This is a genomic window from Marinicella pacifica (genome assembly GCF_014636635.1).
Classification (GTDB): Bacteria; Pseudomonadota; Gammaproteobacteria; order Xanthomonadales; family Marinicellaceae; genus Marinicella; species Marinicella pacifica.
Map to the genome: position 1 here is coordinate 54,415 of NZ_BMEO01000007.1, position 18,306 is coordinate 72,720.

Sequence of the window (18,306 nt, forward strand, 5' to 3'; positions counted from 1 at the left end):
GCTCTCCTAATTATTCAGCTTTGGCGCCAAAGTCAATCATCTGATCCTGTTTGATGCGAACGTAGGCTTTTTTCCAATCCGGACGTTTACCGGTTTTCATGCGAAAACTTTTGGTTTTGCCTTTTACGTTTAACACCGAAACATTGAGTACATCGACTTTGAACAACTGCTCAACGGCTGATTTAATTTGTTGTTTGTTGGCTGATTTAGCCACTTTAAACACATACTGGTTGGCTAATTCACCCACACGGTTTGATTTCTCTGAAATCACCGGCGATAAAATTGTTGTGTATAAATTATTTAAACTCATGCTAACCACTCCTCAATCTGTTTAATGGCATCAACGGTCATCAACACCTTATCGGCAGCCACCAATGAAACCGGGTCTATACCCAAAGCATTGATGACATAAACATGGGGCAGATTGTTGGTTGAACGTACCAGGTTATCACTGGGTGTCACATCAACCAGCAATGCCTTATCAGCCTTATGCTTTGCCAACAATTCAATGGCTTCCTTGGTTTTGCCATTGGCCGTGTCTAAGCTGTCCACCACAACCAGTCGTTCATTTCTGTTTAACTCAGAAAGAATGGTTTTCATGGCGGCGCGGTACATCTTGGTGTTGACTTTTTGACTGAAATCGCGTGGCGATGCCGCAAAAGTCTTACCACCACCCACCCATATCGGGCTGCGAATGGTACCTGCTCTGGCGCGGCCGGTGCCTTTTTGTTTCCAGGGTTTTGAACCGCCGCCGCTGACCGCCGAGCGGTTTTTCTGGGCTTTGGTTCCGGCACGACCGGTGGCCAGATAAGCGGTCACCACCTGGTGCACCAAGGCTTCAGAATAATCTCTGTTAAAAACAGATTCTGAAACGTCAACTTTTTGTTTTTTTCCTGATACTGTCAGTTCCACAATAATTCTCCAAAATCTGTTTAAGCTAAGGGGCTGACCACAACCAAACTTTGTTTAGCACCGGGCACAGCACCTTTGATTAACAGCAGACCTTTTTCCACGTCCACTTTAACCAGTTCCAAATTACGGGTTGTGACTTGTTCAGCACCCATGTGTCCGGACATTTTTTTGCCCTTAAACACGCGACCGGGGGTCTGGCACTGGCCGATTGAGCCGGGCGCACGGTGACTCAGTGAGTTACCGTGAGTGGCGTCTTGCATATGAAAGTTATAACGCTTAATAACACCTTGGTAACCTTTACCTTTACTGGTGCCGGTGACATTCACTTTCTGACCGTCTTCAAACATAGTCAGCTCAATGGCATCACCGACGCTGAATGCCTGATCAGTGCGAAATTCTTTACTGACAGCACCCGCTTCAATACCGGCCTTTTTAAAATGGCCCGCCGTTGGCGCATTGACTTTAGATTGCTTACGCGAACCTGTGGTCACCTGAACGGCCTGATAACCATCGGTGTCCACGGATTTAACCTGAGCCACTATATTCGGCTCAACATTGATAACTGTGACTGGTACAGACTCACCTTTATCGTTGAAAACGCGCGTCATTCCGACTTTTTTACCTATAATTCCTAATGACATTTTTCAACTCCTAATTCAATTGAATCTGAACATCTACACCGGCAGATAAATCCAGTTTCATCAATGCGTCCACTGTTTTATCATTTGGATCAACGATGTCCACCAAGCGTTTGTGGGTACGAATTTCATATTGATCCCGCGCGTCTTTGTTGACGTGTGGAGATGTCAATACCGTGTACCGCTCAATTTTTGTCGGTAACGGAATCGGTCCACGGACCTGGGCTCCGGTTCGTTTTGCCGTATCGACAATTCTGCCTGCCGATTGATCAATGAGTTTATGATCAAACGCTTTGAGTCTAATTCTGATTTTTTGACCAGCCATGTTAATTTGCCTCTGATTAAGGGCAATAACGTTTCGCTATTGCCCGGGATTAATTAATTATTCAATAATTTTAGCCACAACACCCGCACCCACAGTACGGCCACCTTCACGAATCGCAAAGCGTAAACCTTCGTCCATCGCAATCGGTGCAATTAATTCAACAACCATCTTAACGTTGTCACCAGGCATAACCATCTCAACGCCTTCAGGTAACTCACAGGCACCGGTCACATCCGTGGTACGGAAATAAAACTGTGGACGGTATCCTTTGAAAAATGGGGTGTGACGCCCGCCTTCGTCTTTGCTCAATACATAGACTTCGGCTTCAAATTTAGTGTGCGGTGTAATCGTACCGGGCTTAGCCAGTACCTGACCACGCTCCACATCATCACGCTTGGTACCACGTAACAAAATACCCACGTTATCACCGGCCTCACCTGAATCCAGTAACTTACGGAACATTTCAACTCCGGTACACGTGGTTTTGGTGGTGTCACGGATACCCACAATCTCTAATTCGTCACCAACATTCACAATGCCGGTTTCAATACGGCCGGTGACCACAGTACCGCGACCTGAAATTGAGAAAATGTCTTCAATCGGCATCAAAAATGGTTTCGCTGTGTCACGCTCAGGCTCAGGGAAATAAGAATCCATTTCCTCAAGCAGCTTCTCAACAGCAGGTACCCCGATATCACTGGTGTCGCCTTCTAAGGCTTTTAAGGCTGATCCTTTCACCAATGGGGTGTCATCACCTGGAAACTCATAGTCATTTAATAACTCACGAACTTCCATTTCAACCAACTCCAACAACTCTTCGTCATCAACCTGGTCACATTTGTTCAAGAAAACAACAATATAAGGTACGCCAACCTGACGTGCCAGCAGAATGTGCTCACGGGTTTGTGGCATCGGACCGTCAGCGGCCGATACAACCAAAATCGCACCATCCATTTGTGCTGCACCGGTGATCATGTTTTTCACATAGTCAGCGTGGCCCGGACAATCCACGTGGGCGTAATGACGGTTGTCGGTTTCATATTCTACGTGTGCCGTAGAAATGGTGATACCACGCTCTCTTTCCTCTGGCGCGTTATCAATTTGATCGTAATCTTTAAAATCACCACCTTGCTTTTCCGCAGCAACTTTTGTGATCGCTGCAGTCAAGGTCGTTTTACCGTGGTCAACGTGACCGATTGTGCCCACGTTTACATGGGGCTTGGTGCGTTCAAATTTTTCTTTTGACATCGTCAATCTCTCAAATGTATTAATATCCTGTTTTTTCTGCCAACACCTCGGCCGGTGCCTCGCTGTAATGATCAAATTCCATCGAGTAACTGGCACGACCTTGGGTCGCAGAGCGCAGTGCTGTGGCGTAGCCAAACATTTCTGCTAAGGGAACCTGACACTTAATCACTTTCCCGGTGGGCGAATCATCAATGCCGTCTAAGGCACCACGTCGGCGATTAACATCGCCAACCACATCACCCATGTATTCTTCCGGTGTCGCCACTTCAACCCGCATTATAGGTTCAAGCAACACCGGCCCGGCAGCCTTGGCGCCGTTTCTAAACGCCATGGAACCGGCCACTTTAAAAGCCATTTCATTGGAATCCACTTCATGAAATGAACCATCAAATAATGTCACCCGACAATCCACTACCGGATAACCGGCCAAAACACCATTGGCCATTTGTTCCTGTATGCCTTTGTCAACCGGTGCGATGTATTCTTTCGGAATGACACCACCTGATATTTTGTTAACAAATTCATAACCAAAACCCTGTTCCATGGGTTCAATTTTAATTTTTACATGCCCATATTGGCCGCGACCGCCGGATTGTTTCACAAACTTACCCTCTTGTTCAACAACTTTTGTCACTGTTTCGCGGTATGCCACCTGCGGGTTACCCACATTGGCCGCCACTTTAAATTCGCGTTGCATCCGATCAACAATAATCTCCAGATGTAACTCACCCATACCGGAGATAATGGTTTGGCCGGATTCTTCATCCGTGGCGACTTTAAAGGAAGGATCCTCTAAAGCCAGTTTTGCCAAAGCCGTCGCCATTTTTTCCTGGTCACTGGTGGTTTTTGGCTCCACCGCCACTGCAATCACAGGTTCCGGAAATTCCATGCGCTCCAAAGTGATGACTTCATCCACATCACACAACGTTTCACCGGTGCCGACATCTTTCAAACCAACGGCAGCCACAATATCACCGGCCCGCACTTCCTGCACTTCTTCGCGGCTGTTGGCGTGCATTTGCAATAAGCGTCCAATTCGTTCTTTGCGGTCTTTAATGGGGTTGAATACCGTGTCACCGGATTTGAGCACCCCTGAATAAACCCGAAAAAACACCAAATTACCCACAAATGGATCGGTCGCTATTTTAAACGCCAGTGCCGCAAAGGGATCGTCATCAGTCGGGTGCCGCTCACCCTGTTCACCATCCGGCAAAACACCTGAGATGGCCGGTACGTCCGTAGGGGCCGGCATAATTTCGATGACCTTATCCAACATGGCCTGAACACCTTTGTTTTTAAAGGCCGTGCCGCACAAGCAACATACGATTTCGTTATTAATGGTTCCTTTTCTTAAGCCGGCGATGATTTCATCATAGCTTAAATCGCCTGACTCAAGGTACTGGTCCATCAGACCTTCGTTGGCCTCAGCGGCCGCTTCCAGAACCAGCTCACGGGCTGCTTGTGCAGCATCCAATAAATCAGCCGGAATGTCTTTGAGCTCAAAAGTAACGCCCATGTCACTTTCGTCCCAGTAAACAGCCTGCATTCTGAGTAAATCAATAACGCCTTGAAAGCTGTCTTCAGCGCCTATCGGCAACTGAACAGGCACCGCCCTGGCACCCAATCTGTTTTTTATTTGTTCAACCACACGGTTAAAATCGGCACCGGTGCGATCCATTTTATTGACAAAAGCCATTCGCGGCACCTGGTATTTATCCGCCTGACGCCACACGGTTTCAGATTGCGGCTCAACACCTCCGACGGCACAAAACACTGCCACCGCACCATCTAACACCCTTAACGAGCGCTCCACCTCAATGGTGAAATCAACGTGACCGGGCGTATCAATGATGTTGATACGGTGTTTGTCAAACTGACCATCCATACCCTGCCAAAAACAGGTGGTGGCTGCAGAGGTAATGGTGATACCCCGCTCTTGCTCTTGCTCCATCCAATCCATAACGGCATTACCATCATGGACCTCGCCTAACTTATGCGAGATACCGGTATAAAACAGAATCCGTTCTGTGGTGGTTGTTTTACCGGCGTCAATGTGGGCCATAATACCGATGTTACGGTATTTTGTAATGTCTGTATCGCGACCCACTTCAATATCCTAATCCTAAGGTGATTACCAACGGTAGTGCGCAAAAGCCTTATTGGCTTCAGCCATTTTATGCACTTCTTCACGTCGTTTCATGGCAGCACCACGGTCATGCAGGGCATCCAGCATTTCGCCGGCCAGTTTGGACGGCATGTTGGATTCGCCCCGTTTTCGGGCGGCATCAATCATCCAACGCATGGCCAGAGCCATTTGGCGACGAGGACGCACTTCCACCGGCACCTGGTAAGTGGCACCACCCACACGGCGCGACTTGACTTCAACCATCGGCTTGACTTTTTCTAAAGCGCGTTCGGTGATCTCAACGATATCACCTTTTTCTTTAGCAGCCACTTGCTCCATGGCACCATAAACAATTCGCTCAGCGACCGCTTTTTTGCCACTTTTCATGACCATATTGATGTATTTACTGATCAATTCACTGCCGTGCTTTGGATCCGGTAATACTTCTCGTTTAAAATTGCTTCTTTTTCTCGACATGATGTCTACCTATTGATTATTTAGGGCGTTTTGCGCCGTATTTTGATCGACCCTGACGGCGCTCACTGACACCGGCAGTGTCCAGTGCACCGCGAACAATGTGGTAACGCACACCGGGTAAGTCTTTTACACGACCACCCCGAATCAATACGATAGAGTGTTCTTGTAAATTATGTCCTTCACCGCCAATATAGCAAGTTACCTCATAGCCGTTAGTTAATCTGACACGCGCCACTTTACGCAAAGCCGAGTTTGGCTTTTTTGGCGTTGTGGTATAGACACGCGCACAAACACCCCGTTTTTGGGGGCAGCCTTCCAGCGCGGGCACATTTGTTTTTTCAATGTTGTCTTTTCTTGGTTTTCGAACCAATTGATTTACTGTTGCCATATGCAAAATTTACCTGATTGAAGAGGCATTTAATTAATTTAAAGACCTCCAGAAATAAACGACAGGCCGATTAAAAAATCAGCCTGTCGAATTAAAGAACGGGGATTTTAGTTTTTTACCCCTCAATAGTCAAGAACAGATTTTGATTTTTCTGCCTGACAAATACCCGTCATATACTGTGCAGATTATTCATCTGCAGACTGCTCGGGCTGTTCATCAGCAGCCTTGCGCAATTCTTCAATTAAGGCGGCTTCACTGTCGTCTTTTATGTCGGCTTCGGCATTATCAACCATCGCCTGTAATTCTGACTGCAGTTCAGCTTCTTTGGTTTGTGTTTGTTTGAGATGATAATTCAAACCGGTACCGGCCGGAATCAAACGCCCAACAATCACATTTTCTTTCAAACCACGCAACTCATCGCGCGTACCTTTTACTGAAGCTTCAGTTAATACCCGGGTGGTTTCCTGGAATGAAGCCGCGGAAATAAAGGATTCGGTGGCCAGGGACGCTTTGGTGATACCCAGTAACAGCATCTCAAACTCCGCCGGCATACCATCATTTTTCAGAATCTCCCGGTTGGTTGCCGTGACTTCTTTATAGGACAACTGAGTGGTCTGTAAATAATCGGTATCGCCCGGTTCCACAATTTCAACCTTGCGCAGCATTTGACGAATAATACATTCAATGTGCTTATCATTGATTTTTACACCTTGTAACCGGTACACATCTTGAATTTCGTTCACAAGATAAGCCGCCAAAGCAGCCACGCCTTGTAAGCGCAGGATGTCGTGTGGATTGGGTTCACCTTCAACCACAATATCACCTTTTTCCACATGCTCACCTTCAAACACAATGATTTGGCGCCATTTAGGAATCAAGGTCTCATTTTTCTCACCATTGGCCTGACTGATGACCAGCCGGTTTTTACCTTTGGTGTCTTTACCAAAACTCACCACACCACTGGCTTCCGCCTGAATGGCCGGATCTTTGGGCTTACGCGCTTCAAACAAATCAGCAACCCGGGGCAAACCACCGGTGATGTCACGTGTTTTTGAGGAAGCTTGCGGAATTCTGGCTAAGAAATCACCCACAGACACTTCCTGACCATTGCGGATGTTGACCACCGCGCCGGGTGGCAACAAATACTGCGCAGGCATATCTGTGCCCGGAATAATCACAGGCTTACCTTTCTTGTCTTCAATACGAACCATGGGTCGCAGGTCTTTACCCGCTTGCCCGCGTTGTTTCGGATCGGTGATGATAAAACTGGTTAAACCGGTCAGTTCGTCCAGTTTTTCTTCTACCGTGACACCTTCTTTAAAGTCACTTAAGACAACTTGTCCGGCAACTTCCGACACAATCGGATGGGTGTGCGGATCCCAGTTAATGATAACTTCACCGGCTTTGACTTTGGCTTTGTCTTTGACATGGATGACCGCACCGTATGGCACTTTGTAACGTTCTTTTTCCTTACCCGATTTATCAATAACGGAAATCTCACCGGATCTGGAAATGGCCACCAGTTTTTTCTCTGCATTGGTCACAAATTTAATGTTGTGCATCCGTATGGTACCGGAGGAATTGATTTCAACACTGTCAGAGGCGGTGGTTTTGGTTGCTGCACCCCCAATGTGGAAAGTCCGCATGGTTAACTGAGTACCGGGCTCACCAATACTTTGTGCTGCCATCACACCGACGGCTTCACCGATATTAACCCGGTGACCGCGCGATAAATCACGACCATAACACTGTGCACAAATACCAAATTCAGTTTCACAGGTAATTGGAGAACGGACTTTGATTTTATCCAGGCCCTCTTCTTCAATCAGATCAACCAGATCTTCACTGATCATGGTACCGGCTTCAATCACCACTTTATCCTGATGATTCAAGACATCTTGAGCCACCACACGACCCAGTACACGATCGGCAAGGGTTTCAATCACTTCACCGCCATCAACAATCGGCGATAAATCAAAGCCGTTCAAGGTGCCACAATCCACTTCGGTGATGACCACATCTTGCGCCACATCCACCAATCGGCGGGTTAAGTAACCTGAGTTCGCGGTTTTCAAAGCGGTATCGGCCAAACCTTTCCGCGCTCCGTGAGTCGAAGAGAAGTATTGCATCACGTCCAAACCTTCACGGAAGTTGGCTTTAATCGGTGATTCAATAATCGAGCCATCGGGTTTCGCCATCAATCCGCGCATACCGGCCAATTGACGCATTTGCGCCTGTGAGCCCCGGGCACCGGAATCTGCCATGATAAAGACCGAGTTCATGGAGTCCTGCACCACTGTGTTTCCATCTTTATCTTTGACCTCTTCTTTACCGATGACTTCCATCATCGCCGCCGCCACTTCTTCATTGGCTTTAGACCAGATGTCCACCACTTTGTTGTAGCGTTCACCGGCGGTTACCAGACCAGAGGTGTATTGCTCCTGAATTTTCAGCACTTCTTTATCCGCGGCTTCCAGAATGTCTTTCTTGGCATCGGGAATAATCAGATCAGTGACACCAATTGATATACCGGCAATGGTTGAGTATCTGAAACCGGTGTACATCAGCTGGTCGGCAAAAATAACCGTGGCTTTGGTGCCTAACTGACGATAACAGGCATTCAACAACGCTGAAATGGCTTTTTTGTTCAGGGTCTGATTAATGTAATCAAAACTTAATCCGGCAGGCAAAATATCTGCCAGGATGGCGCGGCCCACCGTTGTTTCAAGTAAATCAGTGTGTCTTTCACCTTGTTCATCGGTGGTGGTTAAACGCACTTTAATATTGGCTTGTAAGGACACATGACCATTTTGGTAAGCGCGGTTGACTTCTCCCATATCGGAGAAAATCATGCCTTCGCCTTTTTCATTCACCAATGAGCGGGTCATGTAATACAAACCTAATACCACGTCTTGAGATGGCACAATAATCGGTTCACCGGAAGCCGGTGACAAGATGTTATTGGTGGACATCATCAGGGTACGGGCTTCTAATTGCGCCTCGATGGACAATGGCACATGAACCGCCATTTGGTCGCCATCAAAGTCAGCGTTAAAGGCGGTACAAACCAACGGATGTAACTGAATCGCTTTACCCTCAATCAACACTGGTTCAAAAGCCTGAATCCCCAATCTGTGCAAGGTTGGCGCCCGGTTTAACAGAATTGGATGCTCACGAATCACATGATCTAAGATATCCCACACTTCAGGCACTTCAGCTTCAATCGCCCGTTTGGCGGCTTTAATCGTTGACACAAAACCATCTTTTAATAAACGACCTAAAATAAACGGCTTGAACAATTCCAATGCCATTTTTTTCGGCAAACCACACTGGTGCAGACGTAAAGTCGGTCCCACCACAATCACCGAACGACCGGAGTAATCCACCCGTTTACCCAGCAGGTTCTGACGGAAACGACCTTGTTTTCCTTTAATCATGTCAGCCAGTGATTTCAGTGGACGGCGGTTACTGCCGGTCACGGCACGACCGCGACGACCATTGTCTAATAAGGCATCAACAGATTCCTGCAACATGCGTTTTTCATTGCGCACAATAATATCCGGTGCATGCAGTTCCAATAGCCGTTTCAAACGGTTATTGCGGTTAATGACGCGGCGGTATAAATCATTCAGATCGGAAGTGGCAAATCGACCACCATCCAGAGGCACCAGAGGACGTAAATCAGGCGGTAAAATCGGCAACACGGTTAAAATCATGTGCTCAGGCTTATTACCTGATTTGTTAAAGGCATCATACAAGGCGATGCGCTTTGACAGTCGCTTAATTTTGGTGGCTGATTTGGTGGAGTTAATGTCTTCGTGTAACTTCACCAGTTCCGCGTTGATGTCAATTTCCGACAACAATTCATAAACCGCTTCAGCCCCCATCAGGGCTTTAAATTCATCGCCGTAGTTTTCAATCGCTTCGCCATATTGCTCATCGGTGAGCAACTGACCTTTTTCCAGTTCGGTCATACCCGGATCAGTGACCACAAAGGATTCAAAATATAAAATACGCTCGATTTCCCGTAAGGTCATATCCAGCATTAAGCCAATGCGAGACGGCAAAGATTTCAAAAACCAGATATGCGCGACCGGGCTGGCCAGTTCAATATGACCCATGCGCTCACGACGCACTTTCGCCAGTGTCACTTCGGTACCACATTTCTCACAGACCACACCGCGGTGCTTCATGCGTTTGTATTTACCACATTGACATTCGTAGTCTTTCACCGGTCCAAACACCGCCGAACAGAACAAGCCGTCGCGTTCGGGTTTAAAGGTTCGGTAGTTTATGGTTTCGGGTTTTTTCACCTCACCATAAGACCAGGAACGAATCAATTCCGGTGGTGCCAGAGAAACTTTAATGGCATTAAAGTCTTGGACTTCTTTTTTGGGATTAAATAATTTAATTAAATCTTTCATCTGTTTCTCCTGGCTTATTCGTTTTCCAATTCCATATTCAAACCAAGGGCTCTGACCTCCTTGACCAATACGTTAAAGGATTCAGGCACGCCTGAAACATTCTTATGGTTGCCGTCGACGATATTTTTATAGGTTTGGTTACGACCCTGTACATCATCGGACTTAACCGTCAACATCTCCTGCAATGTATAGGCTGCCCCATAAGCCTCCAAGGCCCACACTTCCATCTCACCAAAACGCTGTCCACCGAACTGGGCTTTACCTCCCAGTGGTTGTTGCGTCACCAGTGAGTACGGACCGGTGGAACGGGCATGCATTTTGTCATCAATCAAATGATTCAATTTCAGCATATACATGTAGCCCACGGTCACCGGACGGTCAAATTGTTTACCTGTTCGACCATCAAACAAAATGGTTTGACCATCTTCCGGCAAACCGGCCATTTTCAGTAATTTACGGATGTGTTCTTCTTTGGCACCGTCAAAAACCGGTGACGCCATGGGCACGCCGTCTTTTAGGTTATGTGCCAATTCAAGCATTTCATCTTTATTAAAACTGCTAAAACTGACCTGACCTTTTTCATCGACATTATAAATTTCAGTTAAAAAGTCTTTAAGTTTGGCCATGGTGACATTTTCTTCGAGCATTTTTTCAATCTGATAACCCAGACCACGGGCTGCCAGACCCAAGTGTACTTCCAGAATCTGACCAATGTTCATGCGCGAGGGAACACCCAGCGGGTTTAAGCAAATATCCACCGGCCGACCGTCTGAATCAAACGGCATATCTTCTTCCGGCACAATCATGGAAATCACACCTTTGTTACCGTGGCGTCCGGCCATTTTGTCACCCGGCTGGATACGGCGTTTAACAGCCAGATACACTTTGACCATTTTCAGAACACCGGGCGCCAAGTCGTCGCCGCGGACAATTTTGGCTTTTTTCTCTTCAAACTTTTTGTCAAAGATTTTACGCTGTTCTTTGATCTGATCGGCAAAACGATCCATTTGTTCAGCCAGCTTATTGTCTTTGGGTTTAATATCGAACCACTGATCGATTTCCAGACCGTCAAAATACGCTTCATCCAGTTTAGTGCCTTTCTTGACGCCCGGTGCTTTCACCACTTCAGCGCCAATCAACAACTCTTTAATCCGTTGGTGAATAACCGTGCGCATTATGCGGAATTGATCGTCCATGTCTTTGCGGACTTTTTCAATTTCCTCTTGCTCAATGCGTTCAGCACGAGAGCCTTTTTCAATACCTTCGCGGGTGTAAACCTGAACATCCACGACGGTGCCGCTCATGCCCGATTTAACCCGTAAAGATGAATCTTTGACATCCAACGCTTTCTCACCAAAAATGGCACGCAATAATTTTTCTTCCGGTGTTAACTGAGTCTCACCTTTAGGTGTCACTTTACCCACCAGAATATCACCGGCATTAACCTCAGCACCGACATAAACAATACCGGAGTCATCCAGCTTGGTCAGGGCATGTTCACTGATATTGGGAATATCTGAAGAAATTTCCTCAGGGCCCAATTTGGTATCACGGGCAATACAGGTCAGCTCTTCAATATGAATGGTGGTCAGTCGGTCTTGTTTCACCACCCGCTCTGAAATCAGGATTGAATCCTCGAAGTTATAACCATTCCAAGGCATAAAGGCCACTTTCATGTTTTGACCCAAAGCCAGTTCACCCAAATCGGTGGAGGGACCATCGGCCAGGGTATCACCGGCTTCAATCACATCGCCGACTTTAACGATGGGACGCTGATTAACACAGGTGTTCTGATTAGAACGCATGTATTTAATCAGATTATAAATATCCACACCGGGATCTTGATCTTCGGTTTCTTCGGCATCGACGCGCACAACAATCCGTGAGGCATCCGCCATTTCAACGGTTCCGCCACGTTTAGCAATCACGGTCACACCGGAATCTCGCGAAACCGTGCGTTCCATACCGGTACCCACCAGTGGTTTTTGAGCACGTAAAGTCGGTACGGCTTGACGCTGCATATTAGAACCCATCAGTGCACGGTTGGCATCATCATGCTCCAGAAACGGAATCAAAGCCGCGGCCACAGAAACAATTTGTTTCTCGGACACGTCCATATAATTAATTTCTTCCGCCTGTTTTAACACCACTTCACCTTTGTGACGGCATAAAACAAATTCTTCGGCAAAAGAACCGTCCTTGTTTAGTTTGGCACTGTTTTGGGCGATTGGATTGTCCGAATCCTGAATCGCAGACAGATAAACAATTTCGTCAGTGACTTTGCCGTTTTTGACTTTTCGGTAGGGTGTTTCCAGAAAACCGTAATCATTGGTGCGGGCATAAACCGCCAGCGAATTAATCAGACCAATGTTCGGCCCCTCAGGGGTTTCAATCGGACACAAACGCCCGTAATGCGTCGGGTGTACGTCCCGCACCTCAAAACCGGCACGTTCCCGGGTTAAACCACCTGGGCCCAGTGCTGAAACACGGCGCTTGTGGGTAATCTCAGACAAAGGATTGTTCTGATCCATAAACTGAGACAGCTGATTTGAACCAAAGAATTCTTTGATTGATGCAGATATGGGTTTTGCATTGATTAAATCCTGCGGGGTTAAACCTTCTGATTCGGCCACAGTTAAACGTTCTTTAACCGCCCGTTGGACACGCACCAAACCAATACGAAAGACATTTTCCGCCATTTCACCGACCGAACGAACCCGGCGGTTACCCAAATGGTCAATATCATCCACATGGCCTTTGCCGTTACGAATGTTCACCAGTTCGCGCATCACATCCACAATGTCTTCTTTTGATAAGGTGCCCTCACCTTCGGATTCCTCACGACCCAGGCGCATGTTGAATTTCATGCGACCAACGGCCGATAAATCATAGCGCTCAGGCGTAAAAAACAACCCTTCAAACAAAGACCGTGCCGCATCTTCCGTTGGCGGCTCACCCGGGCGCATCATGCGATAAATTTCAATCAGGGCTTCTTCCGGGGTGGTGGTGGGATCAATGTTCAAAGTGTTGGACATATAAGGCCCGCGATCGAGATCATTAATCAACAGAATATCGATGTTTTTAACGGCCGCATCACGCAATTTTTCCAACACGTCTTCGGTGATTTCAGTGTTGGCCGCAAATAAGATTTCACCGGTTTCTTTGTCGATGATGTTTTTCGCCAGTATTTTGCCGATCAAATAGGAATCTTCCAGGCTTAAAGTACTTAGACCGGAGTTTTTGAGTTTACGTTCGTGGCGTGCCGTAATACGTCTGCCGGCTTCGACAATCACGTCTTTGCCGTCTTTGATATCAAAATCAAAGGTGTCGCCCTTAATGTATTCAGGCACCAGTTTCATTTTGGCGTTGGTTTTATTGAGGGTGATGGGAATGATTTCAAAGAACTGTTCTAAAATCTGCTCATCATTAAAACCCAGAGCACGCAACAAAATGGATGCCGGTAGTTTTCGACGACGGTCAATGCGCACAAACACACTGTCCTTGGCATCAAACTCCATGTCCAGCCAGGAACCACGGTAAGGAATGACCCGCGCAGAATATAAAATTTTACCCGATGAATGGGTTTTGCCTTTGTCGTGATCAAAAAACACACCCGGTGAACGGTGTAATTGGTTAACAATAACGCGTTCCGTTCCGTTAATTACAAAGGTTCCGGTTTCGGTCATTAACGGCAGATCACCAAGGTAAACACTTTGCTCTTCAACATATTTAACTTTTTTCTTTTTCTTGGTGCTTTTATCTTTATCATAAATCACCAGTTGAATCACAGCACGGATTGAAGCCGCGTAGGTCATACCGCGCAATTTACATTCAAGAACATCGAACTCAGGATCTTCGACGGAAACGCTGACGTATTCTAATTTTGCAAAACCTGAATAGCTTTCTATCGGGAAAATTGAATTCAAAGCATCATTCAATCCATTGAGGCCCTGATCATTTTCACCCAAAAAAGCATTGTAAGATTTGATTTGTGTATCCAGTAAGTAAGGGACATCCAACACCGCAGACGTACTACTGAAATCCTTTCTGATTCTTTTTTTCTCAGTAAATGTATAACCCATCGCTCTAATCACCTTCACCTGTGATGCCGCTGAAAAGCCGCATCGATTTAAACTTTACGACACCTGAACATAACCGTTTAATTCCGGTATTTTTCAAGCGACTAAAGGCCGGCATTAAATGCCAGCCTTTAGGTTTATCTCATTACGTTACGTAATTATTTCAACTCAACAGAAGCGCCGGCTTCTTCAAGTTGTTTTTTGATTTCTTCGGCTTCAGCTTTATCAACACCTTCTTTAACCGGTGCCGGTGCGCCTTCAACCAATTCTTTGGCTTCTTTCAAGCCCAGGCCGGTGATGCCGCGTACAGCTTTGATCACACCGACTTTCTTGTCACCGAAACCACTTAAAATAACATCAAATTCGGTTTGCTCAGCGGCGGCTTCAGCTTCACCACCGGCAGCAGCCGGAGCAGCGGCAACAGCGGCAGCGGCTGAAACACCAAATTTTTCTTCCATCGCTTCGATTAATTCAACAACTTCCATTACGGTCATTGATGAGATAGTTTCTAAAATATCATCTTTTGATACGGCCATTTTAATTCTCCAAAAAAGTATTTAGTTAAGCAGCTTTTTGTTCTTTGACGGCTGCAATTGTACGTGTCAGTTTTGCGTGTGGTTCGTTCAAAGTACGCGCCAGCTTCTCGATCGGTGCTTTCATTACCGCCATCAGCAGTGCAATGGCTTCGTCTTTGGTTGGCAATGAAGCCAGACGAGATAACTCACTGGCCGGAAGCATCTGACCACCAACGGCCAGAAACTTGACTTCGAGCTTGTCGTTTTCTTTGGCATGGTCTTTGAGCAGACGTGCCGCACAACCGGGATCTTCCTGGCTGAAGGCAAATAACAAAGGACCCACCAAAGCATCAGCAATACATTCGTATTCTGTGTTTTTGACGGCTCGGCGTACTAACGTGTTTTTAACGACTTTTAAATAAACACCATTCTTTCTGGCATCGGCACGCATCGCTGTCATCGAATCAACCGATGATCCACGGTACTCCGCTGCCACTAAAGAATGGGCAATTTCAGCCACTTTAGCAATTTCACTGACTACAGCTTTTTTCTGCTCTAATGTGAGCGCCATGATAACCTCCAAAGGCTCATGCAGCTGATGCTGCAGTACATAAATTCACCCACAACGGGTGAAACCATTTTGGTGACTCACAGTGTTTTGTGCGAGGACACCATCTGCGTAGGACATTAAGATTGACAAATCACCAATCCCCTACGGTCTTTGATGGCCGACCGACTTCATAAGAGCCGGCCAACCCTCAAATTCTTTTAAAGTCCCAACGAGTTGGGGTCAATTTGCAAACCAGGACCCATGGTCGACGAAACACTGATCTTACGAATAAACCGACCTTTTGATTGAGGTGGTTTCTTTTTCGACAAATCACCCAACAGGGCTTGCATATTTTCAATTAAGGCATCGGCACTGAATGATGCTTTACCGACCACGGTGTGGATAATACCGGCTTTTTCAATGCGGTACATAGCCTGACCGGACTTGTTGTTTCTGACGGCAGTGGCCACATCCGGTGTCACAGTGCCTACTTTAGGATTTGGCATCAGCCCTTTAGGGCCTAAAATAGTACCCAGCTGGCCGACCACACGCATCGCATCGGGTGCCGCAATCACCACATCAAAATCGTAGTTGCCTTTTTTAACTTCTTCAGCCAGGTCTTCAAAACCCACCACATCGGCACCGGCTTCTTTGGCCTCATCGGCTTTTTCACCTTGCGCAAAAACCGCCACTTTCACTGTTTTACCGGTGCCGTTTGGCAACACGGTGGCACCGCGCACAGCTTGATCTGATTTCTTAGGGTCAACGCCTAACTGAATGGCAATGTCAATGGATTCATCAAAGTTTTTAGACGCATTTTCCTGTAAAAAAGCCACAGCCTCTTTGATGTCGTATTTTTTGGTCGGATCAACTTGTTCTTTGATCGCACGAATTCTTTTACCTGCTTGTGCCATTATTTCACCCCTTCTGTTTCAATACCCATACTGCGCGCGGTACCGGCGATGGTACGCACGGCCGCATCCATATTTGCAGCGGTCAAATCCGGTTCTTTCATCTTGGCAATTTCTTCCAGTTGAGCGCGTTTGACCTTGGCCACTTTATTTTTGTTGGGCTCACCACTGCCTTTTTTGACACCGGCTGCTTTCAGCAACAACACAGCAGCAGGGGGCGTTTTTGTGATGAAAGTGAAACTGCGGTCATTGTAAACCGTGATAACAACCGGAACCGGTAAGCCCTGTTCTAAATCGCCGGTTTTGGCGTTAAAGGCTTTACAAAATTCCATGATGTTAACACCATGCTGACCCAATGCAGGACCCACAGGCGGACTCGGATTGGCCTGACCGGCAGGCACTTGTAGTTTTATATAGGATTGTACTTTCTTTGCCATAATTCTCTCCGGGTGCAAACGCCCTGAAAGGGCTCCCCATTAAATAAATTAAACTTCTACATTTTCTCAACTTGGCTGAACTCAAGTTCAACAGGTGTTGAGCGACCGAAAATTGAGACCGCCACACGCAGGCGGCTTTTTTCATAATTGACTTCTTCCACTTCGCCGTCAAAATCGGCAAAAGGACCATCAATAACCCGCACCACTTCGCCCACGTCATACATGGTTTTTGGCTGCGGTTTGTTTTCACCTTCTTCAATGCGCTGCAAGATGGCATTGGCTTCGCGTTCGGTAATCGGCGCCGGATTCTCAGCCGTACCACCAATAAAGCCCAGCACTTTCGGCACACTTTTGACCAGGTGCCAGGTTTCATCGTTCATCTCCATCTGAACCAAAACATATCCCGGGAAAAATTTGCGCTCAGATTTTCTTTTCTGGCCTTTTTTCATTTCCACAACGGTTTCTTTCGGCACCAGCACATCGCCAAAACTATCCTGCATACCAAAACGCTCAATGCGTTCTTGCAAAGAACGGCAGACTTGCTGTTCAAAACCGGAATAGGCGTGAACCACATACCATTTGTGTGACATGAAAAACTCCTGGGCGATTAACTTCCGAAGAAGTAATCCACTAAATTACTAAAGAGGGTGTCCAACATGAATAAAAAGAAACTGATCACCAACACCATCACAATCACGATAATGGTTGACTGGATGGTTTCATTTTTTGTTGGCCAGACAATTTTTTGACGTTCAATGTTGGCGTTGCGAACAAAACGCGCAAACTCTTTACCTTTGGGCGTGGTATAACCCAAAAAACCACCAATCAAAACCCCGGCCAGCACCATGAGCACACGGATAATGGTCGGATAAGTGTCAACAAAATACAAATTGGCTGCCACCCCGGCAATCATGATGCCGATGGCCAGCCACCACCTCAGTTTGTCACCGACATTATGCGATGATTCAGCATTACTCATATTAATTTCACTTCCAAAATTGCCATCTTCTCAATAAGATGGCAGGCCAGGAGGGAATCGAACCCCCAACCTGCGGTTTTGGAGACCGCTGCTCTGCCAATTGAGCTACTGGCCTGTATTCTCTTAAAGACACCAAAAGCCAACACCTGAAAAGTGTTGGCTTTTGCGTATTTTTATCGGGCTTAATTATTCAATAATTTTAGCCACAACACCCGCACCCACAGTACGGCCACCTTCACGAATCGCAAAGCGTAAACCTTCGTCCATCGCAATCGGTGCAATTAATTCAACAACCATC

General features: G+C 46.7%; 17 protein-coding genes and 1 tRNA gene. All 18 read right to left on the reverse strand.

From position 1 onward, the window contains the following. Positions 1-10: 10 nt before the first annotated feature. Positions 11-310, reverse strand: coding sequence for a 50S ribosomal protein L23 (rplW, locus tag IEV16_RS09280; protein ID WP_188365425.1), 300 nt, complete (start codon positions 308-310; stop codon positions 11-13). Beyond that, positions 307-912, reverse strand: a complete 606-nt coding sequence (rplD, locus tag IEV16_RS09285) for a 50S ribosomal protein L4 (protein WP_188365426.1) — start codon at positions 910-912, stop codon at positions 307-309. Before rplD ends, rplW begins: the two co-directional genes overlap by 4 nt. A 20-nt stretch (positions 913-932) precedes the next feature. Next, entirely contained in the window at positions 933-1,553 is a 621-nt protein-coding gene (gene rplC / locus IEV16_RS09290; protein ID WP_188365427.1) for a 50S ribosomal protein L3, read from the reverse strand. 10 nt (positions 1,554-1,563) lie between these two features. Beyond that, positions 1,564-1,875 (reverse strand): 30S ribosomal protein S10, encoded by a 312-nt coding sequence (gene rpsJ / locus IEV16_RS09295; protein WP_188365428.1) that lies wholly within the window; start codon positions 1,873-1,875, stop codon positions 1,564-1,566. A gap of 57 nt (positions 1,876-1,932) precedes the next feature. Next, the gene (tuf, locus tag IEV16_RS09300) at positions 1,933-3,123 is read right to left on the reverse strand and encodes an elongation factor Tu (RefSeq protein WP_188365429.1); all 1,191 of its coding nucleotides are present in this window, start codon (positions 3,121-3,123) and stop codon (positions 1,933-1,935) included. 19 nt (positions 3,124-3,142) lie between these two features. Beyond that, on the reverse strand, positions 3,143-5,230 hold the full coding sequence (gene fusA / locus IEV16_RS09305) for an elongation factor G (protein ID WP_188365430.1): 2,088 nt from the start codon (positions 5,228-5,230) through the stop codon (positions 3,143-3,145). A 24-nt stretch (positions 5,231-5,254) separates the two neighbouring features. After that, a complete protein-coding gene (gene rpsG, locus IEV16_RS09310) occupies positions 5,255-5,725 on the reverse strand; it encodes a 30S ribosomal protein S7 (RefSeq protein ID WP_188365431.1) in 471 nt (156 codons plus the stop codon). A 16-nt stretch (positions 5,726-5,741) separates the two neighbouring features. After that, on the reverse strand, positions 5,742-6,113 hold the full coding sequence (gene rpsL / locus IEV16_RS09315; protein ID WP_188365432.1) for a 30S ribosomal protein S12: 372 nt from the start codon (positions 6,111-6,113) through the stop codon (positions 5,742-5,744). 185 nt (positions 6,114-6,298) lie between these two features. Beyond that, positions 6,299-10,537, reverse strand: a complete 4,239-nt coding sequence (rpoC, locus tag IEV16_RS09320; RefSeq protein ID WP_188365433.1) for a DNA-directed RNA polymerase subunit beta' — start codon at positions 10,535-10,537, stop codon at positions 6,299-6,301. 14 nt (positions 10,538-10,551) lie between these two features. Beyond that, the gene (rpoB, locus tag IEV16_RS09325; protein WP_188365479.1) at positions 10,552-14,619 is read right to left on the reverse strand and encodes a DNA-directed RNA polymerase subunit beta; all 4,068 of its coding nucleotides are present in this window, start codon (positions 14,617-14,619) and stop codon (positions 10,552-10,554) included. Between the two features lie 155 nt (positions 14,620-14,774). Further along, positions 14,775-15,152 (reverse strand): 50S ribosomal protein L7/L12, encoded by a 378-nt coding sequence (gene rplL, locus IEV16_RS09330; RefSeq protein WP_188365434.1) that lies wholly within the window; start codon positions 15,150-15,152, stop codon positions 14,775-14,777. A gap of 25 nt (positions 15,153-15,177) precedes the next feature. Further along, positions 15,178-15,702 (reverse strand): 50S ribosomal protein L10, encoded by a 525-nt coding sequence (gene rplJ, locus IEV16_RS09335; RefSeq protein ID WP_188365435.1) that lies wholly within the window; start codon positions 15,700-15,702, stop codon positions 15,178-15,180. A gap of 197 nt (positions 15,703-15,899) precedes the next feature. Next, positions 15,900-16,595 carry a 50S ribosomal protein L1 gene (gene rplA / locus IEV16_RS09340; RefSeq protein WP_188365436.1) on the reverse strand — a complete coding sequence of 232 codons (696 nt, stop codon included), beginning with the start codon at positions 16,593-16,595 and terminating at the stop codon, positions 15,900-15,902. Beyond that, positions 16,595-17,029 (reverse strand): 50S ribosomal protein L11, encoded by a 435-nt coding sequence (rplK, locus tag IEV16_RS09345; protein WP_188365437.1) that lies wholly within the window; start codon positions 17,027-17,029, stop codon positions 16,595-16,597. Before rplK ends, rplA begins: the two co-directional genes overlap by 1 nt. 56 nt (positions 17,030-17,085) lie before the next feature. After that, positions 17,086-17,619, reverse strand: a complete 534-nt coding sequence (gene nusG / locus IEV16_RS09350; protein WP_188365438.1) for a transcription termination/antitermination protein NusG — start codon at positions 17,617-17,619, stop codon at positions 17,086-17,088. A 17-nt stretch (positions 17,620-17,636) separates the two neighbouring features. Next, entirely contained in the window at positions 17,637-18,008 is a 372-nt protein-coding gene (gene secE, locus IEV16_RS09355) for a preprotein translocase subunit SecE (RefSeq protein ID WP_188365439.1), read from the reverse strand. 39 nt (positions 18,009-18,047) lie between these two features. After that, positions 18,048-18,123 (reverse strand) — tRNA-Trp (locus IEV16_RS09360). Positions 18,124-18,194: 71 nt separating this feature from the next. Then, the coding region (locus tag IEV16_RS13430) for an EF-Tu C-terminal domain-related protein (protein WP_503826736.1) at positions 18,195-18,306 on the reverse strand (112 nt) is incomplete at its 5' end.

What these genes read in the sequence shown, in the direction of transcription:
- rplW (WP_188365425.1), bottom strand. Translation starts at nt 310, where the DNA reads ATGAGTTTAAATAATTTATACACAACAATTTTATCGCCGGTGATTTCA.
- rplC (WP_188365427.1), bottom strand. Translation starts at nt 1,553, where the DNA reads ATGTCATTAGGAATTATAGGTAAAAAAGTCGGAATGACGCGCGTTTTC.
- rpsJ (WP_188365428.1), bottom strand. Translation starts at nt 1,875, where the DNA reads ATGGCTGGTCAAAAAATCAGAATTAGACTCAAAGCGTTTGATCATAAA.
- tuf (WP_188365429.1), bottom strand. Translation starts at nt 3,123, where the DNA reads ATGTCAAAAGAAAAATTTGAACGCACCAAGCCCCATGTAAACGTGGGC.
- rpsG (WP_188365431.1), bottom strand. Translation starts at nt 5,725, where the DNA reads ATGTCGAGAAAAAGAAGCAATTTTAAACGAGAAGTATTACCGGATCCA.
- rpsL (WP_188365432.1), bottom strand. Translation starts at nt 6,113, where the DNA reads ATGGCAACAGTAAATCAATTGGTTCGAAAACCAAGAAAAGACAACATT.
- rpoC (WP_188365433.1), bottom strand. Translation starts at nt 10,537, where the DNA reads ATGAAAGATTTAATTAAATTATTTAATCCCAAAAAAGAAGTCCAAGAC.
- rpoB (WP_188365479.1), bottom strand. Translation starts at nt 14,619, where the DNA reads ATGGGTTATACATTTACTGAGAAAAAAAGAATCAGAAAGGATTTCAGT.
- rplL (WP_188365434.1), bottom strand. Translation starts at nt 15,152, where the DNA reads ATGGCCGTATCAAAAGATGATATTTTAGAAACTATCTCATCAATGACC.
- rplJ (WP_188365435.1), bottom strand. Translation starts at nt 15,702, where the DNA reads ATGGCGCTCACATTAGAGCAGAAAAAAGCTGTAGTCAGTGAAATTGCT.
- rplA (WP_188365436.1), bottom strand. Translation starts at nt 16,595, where the DNA reads ATGGCACAAGCAGGTAAAAGAATTCGTGCGATCAAAGAACAAGTTGAT.
- rplK (WP_188365437.1), bottom strand. Translation starts at nt 17,029, where the DNA reads ATGGCAAAGAAAGTACAATCCTATATAAAACTACAAGTGCCTGCCGGT.
- nusG (WP_188365438.1), bottom strand. Translation starts at nt 17,619, where the DNA reads ATGTCACACAAATGGTATGTGGTTCACGCCTATTCCGGTTTTGAACAG.
- secE (WP_188365439.1), bottom strand. Translation starts at nt 18,008, where the DNA reads ATGAGTAATGCTGAATCATCGCATAATGTCGGTGACAAACTGAGGTGG.